Source organism: Bradyrhizobium sp. CCBAU 25360 (assembly GCF_028128695.1).
Taxonomy (GTDB): domain Bacteria; phylum Pseudomonadota; class Alphaproteobacteria; order Rhizobiales; family Xanthobacteraceae; genus Bradyrhizobium; species Bradyrhizobium ottawaense.
This window is the reverse complement of sequence record NZ_LBJA01000042.1, coordinates 304,978-317,607: the sequence shown is the minus strand read 5'-3', so window position 1 is coordinate 317,607 and position 12,630 is coordinate 304,978. Positions and strand designations below refer to the sequence as shown.

13 protein-coding genes are annotated in these 12,630 nt (G+C 65.3%); 1 reads left to right on the top strand and 12 read right to left on the bottom strand.

Going from position 1 to position 12,630, the window contains the following annotated elements; genetic code table 11:
• Positions 1-100: 100 nt before the first annotated feature.
• Together XH81_RS25625 and XH81_RS25620 are read right to left on the bottom strand one after the other, a co-directional pair.
• Entirely contained in the window at positions 101-361 is a 261-nt protein-coding gene (locus tag XH81_RS25625) for a cytochrome C oxidase subunit IV family protein (RefSeq protein ID WP_028142402.1), read from the bottom strand.
• A complete protein-coding gene (locus tag XH81_RS25620; RefSeq protein WP_028142401.1) occupies positions 361-939 on the bottom strand; it encodes a cytochrome c oxidase subunit 3 family protein in 579 nt (192 codons plus the stop codon). Before XH81_RS25620 ends, XH81_RS25625 begins: the two co-directional genes overlap by 1 nt.
• A gap of 173 nt (positions 940-1,112) precedes the next feature.
• On the opposite strand from XH81_RS25620, the gene XH81_RS25615 reads away from it, so the two are divergent.
• The gene (locus tag XH81_RS25615; RefSeq protein ID WP_085967637.1) at positions 1,113-1,280 is read left to right on the top strand and encodes a hypothetical protein; all 168 of its coding nucleotides are present in this window, start codon (positions 1,113-1,115) and stop codon (positions 1,278-1,280) included.
• 123 nt (positions 1,281-1,403) lie between these two features.
• Here the strand turns inward: XH81_RS25615 and mmsB are convergent, their stop codons facing one another.
• From mmsB to XH81_RS25565, 10 genes are all read right to left on the bottom strand, one after another.
• Complete coding sequence (gene mmsB, locus XH81_RS25610) at positions 1,404-2,594, bottom strand: multiple monosaccharide ABC transporter permease (RefSeq protein ID WP_018315912.1); 1,191 nt, start codon at positions 2,592-2,594, stop codon at positions 1,404-1,406.
• Positions 2,591-4,168: a multiple monosaccharide ABC transporter ATP-binding protein gene (mmsA, locus tag XH81_RS25605; RefSeq protein WP_271596406.1), complete on the bottom strand. Its 1,578-nt coding sequence runs from the start codon at positions 4,166-4,168 to the stop codon at positions 2,591-2,593. The genes mmsB and mmsA overlap by 4 nt, the downstream gene beginning before the upstream one ends.
• A 129-nt stretch (positions 4,169-4,297) precedes the next feature.
• Positions 4,298-5,371 carry a multiple monosaccharide ABC transporter substrate-binding protein gene (gene chvE, locus XH81_RS25600; RefSeq protein WP_038970571.1) on the bottom strand — a complete coding sequence of 358 codons (1,074 nt, stop codon included), beginning with the start codon at positions 5,369-5,371 and terminating at the stop codon, positions 4,298-4,300.
• Positions 5,372-5,443: 72 nt separating this feature from the next.
• Complete coding sequence (locus tag XH81_RS25595) at positions 5,444-6,322, bottom strand: SMP-30/gluconolactonase/LRE family protein (RefSeq protein WP_271596424.1); 879 nt, start codon at positions 6,320-6,322, stop codon at positions 5,444-5,446.
• Entirely contained in the window at positions 6,322-7,398 is a 1,077-nt protein-coding gene (locus XH81_RS25590) for an aldose epimerase family protein (protein WP_028142397.1), read from the bottom strand. The genes XH81_RS25595 and XH81_RS25590 overlap by 1 nt, the downstream gene beginning before the upstream one ends.
• 2 nt (positions 7,399-7,400) lie before the next feature.
• On the bottom strand, positions 7,401-8,327 hold the full coding sequence (locus XH81_RS25585) for a Gfo/Idh/MocA family protein (RefSeq protein ID WP_271596405.1): 927 nt from the start codon (positions 8,325-8,327) through the stop codon (positions 7,401-7,403).
• Positions 8,324-9,088, bottom strand: coding sequence for a FadR/GntR family transcriptional regulator (locus XH81_RS25580; protein WP_038947151.1), 765 nt, complete (start codon positions 9,086-9,088; stop codon positions 8,324-8,326). Before XH81_RS25580 ends, XH81_RS25585 begins: the two co-directional genes overlap by 4 nt.
• On the bottom strand, positions 9,085-10,065 hold the full coding sequence (gene yjfF, locus XH81_RS25575; protein WP_038947150.1) for a galactofuranose ABC transporter, permease protein YjfF: 981 nt from the start codon (positions 10,063-10,065) through the stop codon (positions 9,085-9,087). The genes XH81_RS25580 and yjfF overlap by 4 nt, the downstream gene beginning before the upstream one ends.
• Positions 10,062-11,054 (bottom strand): ABC transporter permease, encoded by a 993-nt coding sequence (locus XH81_RS25570; protein WP_038947149.1) that lies wholly within the window; start codon positions 11,052-11,054, stop codon positions 10,062-10,064. Before XH81_RS25570 ends, yjfF begins: the two co-directional genes overlap by 4 nt.
• Complete coding sequence (locus tag XH81_RS25565) at positions 11,051-12,595, bottom strand: sugar ABC transporter ATP-binding protein (protein WP_271596404.1); 1,545 nt, start codon at positions 12,593-12,595, stop codon at positions 11,051-11,053. The genes XH81_RS25570 and XH81_RS25565 overlap by 4 nt, the downstream gene beginning before the upstream one ends.
• Positions 12,596-12,630 lie beyond the last annotated feature (35 nt).

Here is a 12,630-nt window from a genome sequence, read left to right as displayed (position 1 = left end):
GTTTGATTCCTGAGGAAGATGCGATCCTGCGCTTTATTGCCGATTGCCAGGGGGCACTCTTTGACGAAGCGCAAGCAGCGCGACGATGCGCAACCGCCAGTCAGATCAAGGCAACGACGGCCGATGCGAGCCAGGCAAACAGCACCACGATGAAGACCCAGGCGCTGACGATGCCGCGCCAAAGCGCCGGCGCTGAGCGAAGATCGAGGAAATCGAGCACGATACGGCGGCCCTTGAGGGCGGCGAACGTCAGCAGCAGGGCATTGGCGAACAAGGCACGCGACACCAGCGGCGGGACCAGAATGGTCGCGAGCGCAAGGCCGATCAACACGATCCAGGTGATGTCGAGACGATCCGGAATCACGGGTGCACCAGATAGATGATAGGAAACATGACGATCCAGAGCAGGTCGACCATGTGCCAGAAAGCCGTTCCGGTCTCGACGCCCGCCGCTCGGGCACCCCGGGACACTACGGCCAGAATCACGATGCCGAGGCCGACATGCAGGAGATGGAAGCCGGTGAGGAGGAAGTACAGCGTGAAGAACGGGCTGGTCTCCAAGCCGTTTCCTAACGCAATCTCGCCGGCATATTCGAACAGCTTGACCGCGATGAAGACGACGCCAAGCGCCATGGCGCCGAACAGCCAGCCGCGCGCACGCCGGCTTTCGCCCGCCCGTGCAGCAGCCGCCCCGCGCGCGGCAGCCCAGCCGCTGGTCACGAGCACGATGGTGTTGATTCCGGCCAGCTGCGCATCGAGACTGGCCTGACCGGCCGCGAAGACCGCCGGGTGAAGCGCGCGCGCGATGACGAAAGCGCCAAGGAACAGGCCGAAGGCGGCGAGTTCGCTGAAGATCAGCACCCAGATCATGGGATCACCGGGAAGATCTTCCAGGATTCCCCAACCGGTTCCCTGTTGTTCGCAATCCGTTGCCGACATCTGGCTTCCGCATCAAGACGCCGAACAGATATCCCCCCGGCGCGATTCCAACTTTGTCGCCGGACAAATAGTGCAACCGGCCAGAGGCGGGTTTGCGCTATCGCAACCTCCCGCCCGCCTCACCGTCATAGGGTGGATGCATCCGGCGGTTCCGCAAAATGGCGAGCGATGCAATGAGCGATGCACAAATCGGGCTGATAACCGCGACCCCCATCATCATCGTGTTCGCCATCGCGCTGCGGCGAATGGGGGTGCTGTCGACCGTGGCGACCGTATCGGCGGTGACCCTCTCCGTCGCGATCGCGACGGTCCTGTTCACGACGCAATCACCGCTGCCGTAGCGCCGTAGGGTGGGCAAAGCGACCGCCGCAGGCGGACGCGTGCCCACCACTTCCCTTGATCGGAGACGAATGGTGGGCACGGCGCGTTGCGCCTTTGCCCACCCTACGGCATCGCCGTTGCGGCTACCGCCGCTGGTTATACACGTCGATACACACCGCCCCGAGCAGCACCAGGCCCTTGATCACCTGCTGGTAGTCGATGCCGATGCCGAGGATGGACATGCCGTTGTTCATCACGCCCATGATCATGGCGCCGACCACGGCGCCGCCGACGCGCCCGACCCCGCCATAGGCCGAGGCGCCGCCGATGAAGCAGGCGGCGATGACGTCGAGCTCGAAACCCAATCCCGCCTTCGGCGTCGCGGTGTTGAGGCGCGCGGCGAAGACGAGGCCGGCGAGCGCGGCCAGCACGCCCATGTTGACGAAGGTGAGGAAGGTCAGCCGTTCGGTCTTGATGCCCGACAGTTTTGCCGCCTTCGCATTGCCGCCGACCGCGTAGACTTGCCGGCCGATCACGGTGCGCCGGGTGACGAAGCCATAGAGCGCGATCAACGCGGTCATGATGACCAGCACGTTCGGCAGGCCGCGATGCGAGGCGATCAGATAGGTGAAATAGAGCACGGCGCAGGCGAGCAGAACGCTCTTCCCCAGGAAGAACGCGTAGGGCTCGACCTCGATGCCATGCGATTGCTCGCGCGAACGGCCCTTGGCACTGGCATAGACGAGCCCGAGCGCGAGCACGGCACCGATCAGCATGGAGGTCGGATGCAGCGTGCCGGCTTCGGGCAGCAGTTCCGGAATGAAGCCCGACGACAGCTTCTGGAAGGTCGCCGGGAACGGGCCGAGCGACTGCCCCTGCAGCACCGCGAGCGCGAGGCCCTTGAACACCAGCATGCCCGCCAGGGTCACGATGAAGGATGGAATGCCAAAGAAGGCCACCCAATAGCCCTGCGCCGCGCCGATCGCCGCCCCCAGCAACAGGCAGGCGATGAAGGCGAGCGTGTAGTCGATCTTGTAGGTCACCATCAGCACGGCGGCCACCGCGCCGACGAAGCCGGCGACCGAGCCGACCGACAGGTCGATATGGCCGGTGACGATGACCAGCAGCATGCCGAGCGCCATGATGACGATGTAGCTGTTCTGCAGCACCAGGTTGGTCAGATTGAGCGGCTGCAGCAGCGTGCCGCCGGTCATGACCTGGAAGAACAGCATGATCGCGATCAACGACATCAACATGCCGTAGTTGCGCAAATTGTTCTTGATGAAGCTGCCGTGCCGGCGCTCCTCGGGCAGCGATACCGTCTTGTCGGTCATGGCTGCATTCCTCCCATTTCCGCGGCCGCGGGCGCGGCGTTCCCAATGTTTCGTTCGTTGCGCATGATGGCGCGCATGATCTTTTCCTGCGTCGCGTCCGCACCCTTGAACTCGCCGACGAAGGCGCCGTCGTTCATGACGCAAATCCGGTCGCAGATGCCGAGCAGCTCGGGCATCTCCGAGGAGATCACCACGACGCCGCGGCCGGCTTCCGCCAGCTCGTTGATGATACAGTAAATCTCGTATTTGGCACCGACGTCGATGCCCCTTGTCGGCTCGTCCAGGATCAGCACCTTTGGGTCGGTCATCAGCCATTTCGACAGCACAACCTTCTGCTGGTTGCCGCCGGAGAGCTGGCCGGTCTCCTGGTAGACGTCGGAGCAGCGGATGCGCATGCGGGTGCGATAGTCGCTGGCGATCTTCAGCTCGGCGATGTCGTCGATCACGCGTTTAGGTGCGACCTGATCGAGGCTGGCGAGCGTGATGTTCTTGCGGACGTCGTCGGCCAGGATCAGGCCGAGCTGCTTGCGGTCCTCGGTGACGTAGGCAAGGCCGGCGTCGATCGCCGCCGCGACGCTCGGCAGCACCATGTCTCTGCCTTCGAGCCGGATGCTGCCGCTGATATTGGTGCCCCAGGAACGGCCGAACAGGCTCATGGCGAATTCAGTGCGGCCGGCGCCCATCAGTCCAGCAATGCCGACGACCTCGCCGCGCCTGACGCCGAAACTGACGTTCTTGATCACCTGCCGCTCGGGATGGATGGGGTGATAGACCGACCAGTTCGCGACGTCGAGCACAGGCTCGCCGATCTTCACGCTACGCTCCGGGAAACGGTGAGCCATGTCGCGATTGACCATGCTGCGGATGATGCGGTCTTCCTGGATCGGCCCGGCGCGACAATCGATGCTGTCGACGGTGCGGCCGTCGCGGAGCACGGTGATGTGGTCGGCGACCTTGGCGACCTCGTTGAGCTTGTGCGAGATCAGGATCGAGCCGATGCCCTGCTCGCGGAACGCCATCAGGCGTTCGAGCAGCGCGGCGCTGTCGGCCTCGTTGAGGCTCGCGGTCGGCTCGTCCAGGATCAGCATCCGCACCCGCTTGGACAGCGCCTTCGCGATCTCGACAAGCTGCTGCTTGCCGACGCCGAGATCGGTGATCAGGGTGTCCGGGGATTCCTTCAGGCCGACCTGTGCCAGCAGATCACGTGTACGACGGTAGACCTTGTCGCGGTCGATGACGCCGAGCTTCGACGGCGGATGCGACAGGAAGATGTTCTCGGCGATCGACATCAGCGGGATCAGCGCCAGCTCCTGGTGGATGATGATGATGCCGAGCGCCTCGGAATCGTTGATGTCGCGGAAGCGCCGCTCCTCACCGTCGAAGACGATGGTGCCCTCGTAGCTGCCATGCGGGTAGACCCCGCTGAGCACCTTCATCAGCGTCGACTTTCCGGCGCCGTTCTCGCCGACGAGCGCGTGGATTTGCCCGGCGTGAACCGAGAAGTTGACGTCGCGCAGCGCCTGCACGCCGGCAAAGCTCTTGCTGACGTTGCGCATCTCCAGCATGGCGGTCATGGCGTCGTGTCCTTGGAAACTTTCGTGAATCCCTCCGCCGTCATTCCGGGGCGATGCGAAGCATCGAACCCGGAATCTCGAGGCTCCGGGGTCGCCCTTCGGGCGCCCCGGAACGACGGCACGAGAACTCTACTGGAACTGCGACTTCTTGTAGTAGCCGCTCTCAACCAGCACCTTCTCCCAATTGTCCTTGTAGACCACGACCGGCTTGAGCAGGTAGGACGGCACGGTCTTGACACCGTTCTCGTAGGTCTTGGTGTCGTTGACCGCGACCTGCTTGCCGGCCAGCGCGGCGTCGACCATGTCGGCGGTCACCTTGGCGAGGTCGCGGGTGTCCTTGAAGATGGTCGAGTACTGGTCGCCGCGCAGCATCGCCTTGATCGAGGGCACCTCGGCGTCCTGCCCCGAAATGATCGGCATCGGCTGATCGGCGCTGCCGTAGCCGACGCCCTTCAGCGAGGAGATGATGCCGATCGAGATGCCGTCATAGGGCGAGAGCACGGCGTTGATCTTCTTGTTGCCGTAGTAGGCGCTGAGCAGATTGTCCATGCGGGCCTGGGCAGTGGCGCCGTCCCAGCGGAGCGTCGCGACCTTGTCCATGCCCATCTGGCCCGAGGCGACGACGAGCTTGCCGCTGTCGATATAGGGCTTCAGCACGCTCATCGCCCCGTTGTAGAAGAAGTAGGCGTTGTTGTCGTCGGGCGAGCCGCCGAACAGCTCGATGTTGAACGGGCCCTTGCCGTCCTTCAGCCCGAGCCCCTGCTCGATCGACTGCGCCTGGAGCACGCCGACCTGGAAATTGTCGAAGGTCGCGTAATAGTCGACGTTCGGCGTGCCGCGGATCAGGCGGTCATAGGCGATCACGGTGATGCCTTTGGCCTTGGCCTGCTTGAGCACGTCGGACAGCGTGGTGCCGTCGATCGCGGCGATCACCAGGGCTTTCGCGCCCTTGGTCACCATGTTCTCGACCTGCGAGAGCTGGTTCGGGATATCGTCCTCGGCATATTGCAAGTCGGTGTTGTAGCCGCGCTCCTTCAGCACCTTGACCATGTTGTTGCCGTCGTCGATCCAGCGCGCCGACGATTTGGTCGGCATCGCGATGCCGACGGTCGCCTTGTCCTGGGCGGAGGCGGTGAGGCCTGTGGCCATCGTCGCAGCGCCGGCCAGCGCCAGTGCGAGGAATGTCGTCTTCAGTTTCAGCATGTTTTACTCCCTTGGGTGTCAGACTGTTTCTTTATTTCGTCGAGAACGTCGTCGTGGGCTGCCTCCGGTCTCCTATGCGAGCTTGACGTCGGGCTCCGCGCGACCGCGCGCGGACGCCTCCAATAGAAACGTGCAACCGGCTTGCGGATCGGCGGCGCGCCCTGCCGCGTCCATATCCTGCCACGCTGACGTGACAAGGAGGCGCGACAGATCGGAACCGACGAAGGCGGGACAACTCGCCTGCTTCGCCGGCACGCTCAGTGAGCGCAGAGGCTCGCCTTGCGGAGAATAGACATCGATACGGCTCGCGCCCCAGCAGGCATTCCAGATGTTTCCGTCGGCATCGCACACCGAGCCATCGAGGCCGCCGATGCCGGTGTGGCGCAGCAGCACCTCCGGCTCGCCGCGCGGCAGGCCGGTCGCGGGATTGAGCGGGACTGCGTAGAGCACGGCACGCGCAGTGTCGGTGAAATAGCCAATGGCGCCATCCGGCGAGAAGCAAATCGAATTGGGAATGCTGATGCCGGGAAACAGCGTCGAGATCTTGCCGCGATGGAGCGCGTAGATCGCCCCCGCCTTCGGCTCGGCCTTCTTGCCCATGGTGCCGATCCAGAACGTGCCGGACTGGTGCACACGGCAATCATTGGAGCGCGTGGCAGGATTGTCCGCCTCGAGCGGACAGAACAGCGTCATGGCGCCGTCGGCAAGCTTGCGGATATACAGACCGTCCTCGGCGACGATCAACTGGCGCTCGGCATCGATGCGCCCGAGCGCGCTGGCCATCCGGCCGAGCGCATGGACGCGGATGCTGCCGCTGCCGAGTTGCGCCTCGAACAGCCGTCCTTCGCGGATGTCGAACCACCACGCCGTATCGGTGGTCACGTCATAGGTCGGGCCCTCGCCGAGATGGCAGGGATCGTCCGAGAGAACTGATGTCGGCACCTGTTCCATCATGACGTCCTCACACCGAAGCGATAGACCGTGTGGTGCCGATAGGCTCCGCCGGGATCGAGGCGCGGGCTCGGGAAATCCGGCCGGTTCGGCGCGTCAGGCCAGATGTGCGGCTCCAGGCACATGGCATCCGATTGCCGGATCAGCTTGCCGCCCTTCCCCGAAATCGTGCCATCGAGATAGTTGCCGGAATAAACCTGAACGCCGGGCTGATCGGTGAACAGCTCCATGACGCGCCCCGAGCGCGGTGCCTCCAGCCGGGCAGCAAGTGCGAGCTTGCCGTCGCGCGCGAGGCAGTAGGTGTGGTCGTAACCCCTGCCGCTCTGCAATTGCTCATCGCTCTGCCGGATGCGCTCACCAACCTGCCGAGGCTCCCGGAAGTCGAACGGCGTGCCGGCCACCGCGCGCGGCGGTCCGGGCAGCGGAATGGCGGTGGGATCGATGGCGAGGAAATGTTCGGCGGCAACCGTCAGCCTGTGATCGAGAATGGGCGTGCCTGACGTTGCGCCTTCCAGATTGAAGAAGCTGTGGTTGGTCAGGTTGACGATGGTGGGACGGTCGGTCCGCGCCTCCATGCTCAACGACAATTCGGTCGGGCCGGTGACGCGATAGGTCAGGCGGACATCGAGCTGGCCGGGATAATTCTCCTCGCCATGCGGACTGACATAGGTCAGCGTCACCGCGGGCTCGGCGCCGTCGTCGATCTCCGCAATCTGCCAGAGCTTGCGGTCGAATCCATCGAGGCCGCCGTGCAGCGCGTTCGGCCCGTTGTTGACGGGAAGTTGCACCGTCTCGCCGTCGAGCGAGAACTGCCCCTTGGCAATGCGGTTGGCATAGCGGCCGACGGTGGCCCCAAGGAACTTTCGCTCCGCGAGATAGCCGGCGAACGCGTCATGGCCGAGCACGACGTCGTCATGACCGCCCTTCGCATCCGGCGCAATCAGCGCCTGGATCACCGCGCCGTGGGTGATGATGCGCGCCTCGAAGTCGCCCTCGCCGCGCAGCACGATGCGCTCGACCTTGCGACCGTCAGGCAGTGTGCCGAAGATGTCTTTTGTGATTTTTGATGCGGCCATGTCTAATCCACAAACGGTTCGACGACGGTGCGCCTGCCGAGCAGGAAGGCGTCGGCAACGAGGCGAAGCGGCGTCAGATCGACGTCGCTTGCGCCGGTCGCCGCGAGCTCGACGAAGCGCCGGTAGAGCCCGCGATATTCCTCATCGGGCGCCTCGGCAAGCACCTTGCAGTCGACCTCCAACCGTGCGCCACCGCTGGACAAAGTCATCCGGCCCTGGTCGGTATCGACGAGGATATCCCAGCTCTGCGGTCCGGTCTGGCGGAAATCGAACTCGGCGATCACAGCAAGGCCGTCGATGTCCGTCAGCGTCAGGTTCGCCGCAATCGGTGCCTGGCAATTGGCGGGAAACGCCAACTCGGCCGCGGTGACGAACACGGGCTTCGGCAGGATTTTGGTCAGGATCGACAGCGCGTTGATGCCGGGATCGAACACGCCGAGGCCGCCTGGTTCCCAGATCCAGCCCTGACCGGGATGCCAGACGCGAACATCCTCCTTCCAGCTGACGTGCACCGACTTGATGCGTCGCTCAGCGAGCCATTGCCGCGCGGGCTCGACCGCCGGCGCATGGCGCGAATGCCAGGTCGCAAACAGCGTGCGCTTTGCCTCCGCCGCCATCGCTACAAGCGGATCGAGCTCGGCGACACCGATGCCCGGCGGCTTCTCCAGCATGACATGCTTGCCGGCGGCGAGCGCCGCGGCAGCCTGCGCGCGACGCACCTGCGGCGGTGTGCAGAGCGAGACCGCATCGATCGGCGGTCCCTTTTCCAGCAGCTCCTCGATGGTCGCGAAATGCGGCAGTCCCGGCAGCGAGGCGTTACGGCTGGCAATCGCCGCCAGTGCCGCGCCCGGCACGGCGGCGATCGCGCCGACATGCTGGTCACGCGCGATCTTGCCGAAGCCGACGATGGCGATGCGGAGTTCCGTCACGATCCCTCTCCAGATTCCACGGAGGCCGGCGCGGTCTCGATGACCGTGCCCTCATGGCGATGCATGCCGTTGTGAATGACGAAAATCATCGCCTCAGAGGCGGCCTCCGCATCGCCGGCCGCAATGGCATCGACGATCTTCTGGTGCCAGAGCAGCACCGTGTCGCGGTCTTCCAATTCGACCGGCGCACTCAGCAGGAACGAGGCGCGAAGCGCGGCCTCGATGACGTGACCGATCGAGCGCATGAACAGGTTGCCGGAGGCGCGCGCCACGGCGACGTGGAGTGCGAGGTCGGCATCGGCAAAGCCGACCGAATCGGACGCTTCGAGCCGCATGCGGTCCATGCTGCGCCGAAGCTCGGCCAGGTCCTCCTCCGACCGCTGCGCGGCCGCCAGCATCGCCGCGCGCGGCTCGACCGCGAGACGGATCTCGGCGAGGTCGTTGAGGAAACGCTTGTCGATGCCGGCGTCCAGATGCCAGGCCAGGACGTCGGCGTCGAACATGTTCCAGGCGGCGCGTTCGCGTACGACGGTGCCGACGCGCGCCTTGGTGGTCAGCAGGCCCTTGGCGACCAGGGTCTTCACGCTCTCCCGCAGCACCGGCCGCGACACGCCGAACATCGCGATCATCTCGGCATCACCAGGCAGGCGAGTGCCCTCGGCGTAGCGGCCGGCGATGATGTCGATGCCGATCGAGCGGGCGACCTCCGCATGGTTGGAGTGAGCCCGCCGTGTCGGGATGACGACGATGCGCGATGTCATGTGGCGGCTCCTGCGCTCTTCGCCAGCGGCCGGCGCGCGAGCGCGACCAGTCCCTGCTGCAAGGCAATAAAGGCGAACAGCAAGATACCGGTCGCGATCTTGGTCCACCAGCTCGACAGCGTGCCGTCGAAATTGATGTAGGTTTGGATCAGGCCCTGGATCAGCACGCCGAGGAAAGTACCGATCACCGAGCCCTGCCCGCCCGTGAGCAGCGTGCCGCCGATCACGACGGCGGCGATGGTGTCGAGCTCGACGCCGACGGCGGAAAGCGAATAGCCGGCGCTGGTGTAGAACGAGAAGACAATGCCGGCGATGCCTGCGAGCAGGCTCGACAGCATGTAGATCTTCACGGTCATCTTGCCGACCGCAACGCCCATCAGGCTCGCGGTCGTCCGGCTGCCGCCGAGCGCATATACATTGGCGCCGAACCGGGTGAGATGCAGCAGAAAGGCTCCGCCGATCACGATCGCGAGCATGATGATCGCAATCGCCGTCAACCGCCCTCCACCCGGCAATCGCAAGGCGAAGTCCGACACGGTCGAATAAATAGGCGCGGTGATCGGTATGGATTCGGTGGAGAGCAGGAAGCTCGCTCCGCGCGCCAGGAACATGCCGGCGAGCGTCACGATGAAGGGTGGCAAATCAAAGACATGGATCACCGCGCCCATCGCCGCACCGAAGGCCGCCGAGAGTGCGAGGACGGCGACGAAAGCAACCAGCGGCGGCATGCCCCAGCGCTCGATCGCGAGCGCAACGAAGACCGTGGTGAAGCCGATCACCGAGCCGACCGAGAGATCGATGCCGCCGGAGATGATGACGAAGGTCATGCCGGCCGCGACGATGCCGAGGAAAGCGTTGTCGGTGAGGAGATTGCCGACGACGCGGGTCGAGGCGATGTTGGGAAACTGCACCGCGCAGGCTGCGAAGCCCGCGACCAGCACGATCGCCGTAATGAGGGCGGGCGGCAGACCTCTCATGCCTTCGTCCTCCGCAGCCGCGCAGAGATGCCGGCAAAGCCGGTCAGCTTCGGCGATTGCAACAACAGCACCGTGAGCACCACTACCGCCTTGACCAGCAGGTTGAACTCCGGCGGATAGCCGGACAAAAGGATGCCGGTGTTCATGGTCTGGATGATCAGCGCGCCGAGTACGGCCAGCACGAGGCTGAAGCGGCCGCCGAACAACGAGGTGCCGCCGATCACCACGGCCAGGATCGCATCGAGCTCGAGCCAGAGGCCGGCATTGTTCGCGTCTGCCCCCATGATGTCGGCCGCCGCGATCACGCCAGCCAGCGCGGCGCAGACGCCGCACCAGACATAGACCGACAGGATCATCGCACGGGTGCCGACGCCGGCAAGCTCGCTCGCCCGCGCGTTGCCGCCGGTCGCCTCGATCAGGAGCCCCAGCGCCGAGCCACGTACCACCGCGCCGGTGAGGATCAGCATGCCGAGCGCAATCACGACCGGTACCGGCAGGCCGAGCACCGAGCCATTGCCGAGCCAGACCAGATCCGGCGAGGAGAACGTCACGATGCGTCCCTCGGTGATGAGCTGGGCGATGCCGCGTCCCGCCACCATCAGGATCAACGTCGCCACGATCGGCTGCATGCCGAGTACCGCGACAAGGAAGCCATTCCACAGCCCGCAAATCAGGCCCGCGCCGAGCGCTGCCGCCAGCACGACGGCCAGACTGTGAGTGTCGGCGAGGCTCGCCGCGATCGCGCCCGCGATCGCCATGACGGCGCCAACCGACAGATCGATGCCGCGCGTCGCGATCACCAGAACCATGCCGAGTGACAGCAGCGCCACCGGCGTGCCGCGGTTGAGCACGTCGATCAGGCTGCCGAACAGACGGCCGTCCTGGAGGCGCAGGTCGAAGAATTGCGGCGACACAACACGGTCGACCGCGAGGATGACGATCAATGCGAGGATCTGGGCAAGGCCGCGGCGCGGCAACAGCGCTGTCATGTGTGGGCCTCAAGCGCAACAGCGGCGCTATCGGCGGCAATGGCCGCGAGAATGTTGCCGACGTCGACCGCGTCGCCCGCGAGCTCCTCGACATGGGCGCGGTCGCGCAGCACCACGACGCGGTCGGAATAGGTTACGATCTCATCGAGCTCGGAGGAGATCACGAGCAGCGACAAGCCGTCGTCGCAGAGCTCGCGGATCAGGCGGATGATCTCGGCATGCGCGCCGACGTCGATGCCGCGGGTCGGCTCGTCCAGCACCAGAAGCCGCGGCGAGGTCGCGAGCCAGCGCGCCAGCAGAACCTTCTGCTGATTGCCGCCGGACAACAGGCCGACGGGGCGCTCAGCATCGGGCGGACGGATGTCGAGCATCTTGACGTAGCGGCGCGCGATCTCGTCCTGCTCGCGGCGCGACAGCGGCCGATGCAGGCCGCGTTTGGCCTGGAGCGCGAGCACGATGTTCTCGCGCACCGTGAGCTCGGCAACGATGCCGTCGGTCTTGCGCTCCTCCGGACAATAGCCAAAGCCGTGGCGTACGCCGTCGCGAGGCGACTGCAGCCGCACCGGCACACCTTCCACCCTCGCCTTCCCGCCATCGGCGCGCTCGGCGCCGAACACCAGCCGCGCCGTCTCGGTCCGGCCCGAGCCGAGCAGGCCGGCGAGACCGACGACCTCGCCATGGCGCAGCTCGAGATTGAACGGCGCGACATAGCCGGCCTTGCCGTAATTCTCGAAACTCGCGCAGATTTCGCGCACCTTGTGCTCGCCCGCTGATGCGCGTGCGCTGGTGGTCTCGGCCAACTCGCGGCCGAGCATCAGCCGGATCAGCTCGAGGCGCGGCAGCGAGGCGGTCTCGCGCTCGCCGACGAGGCGACCGTTGCGCAGCACGGTGATGCGATCGGAGATCTCGTAGACCTGGTCGAGGAAGTGACTGACGAAGACGATGCCGATGCCGCGTTTCGCGAGCTGGCGCATGATGCCGAACAGGATCTCGACCTCGTGACGGTCGAGACTCGCGGTGGGCTCGTCCAGGATCAACACCCGCGCGGAGAGATCGACGGCGCGCGCGATCGCGGTGACGTGCTGCACGGCGACCGAATAGTTGCCGAGCGGCGCGGCGACGTCGATGTCGAGGCCAAACTCCGCAAGCAGCGCCTTGGCGCGGCGGCGCATCTCGCCCTCACGCACGATGCCGAAGCGCATTGGCTGGCGATCGAGGAACAGATTCTGCGTCACCGACAGGTTCGGCAGCAGATTGACCTCCTGGTAGACGGTGGCAATGCCCGCGGCCAGCGCTGCCTTGGCCGAGCGCGGCGCGACCTCTTCACCGCCGATCCTGACGATGCCGGCGTCGCGTGGGAATACGCCGGTGACGACCTTGATCAGCGTGGACTTGCCGGCGCCGTTCTCGCCGAGCAACGCATGGATCTCGCCGGCGCGCAGCGTGAAGTCGACCTCCTGCAGCGCGCGCACAGCGCCGAAGCTCTTGCTGATCCCGCGCACCTCAAGAAGGGGCAGAGCAGGATCGGGGCTGTTCTGCATGGCAAATTCGCTCCCACGGGTGCCCGCCATTGAAG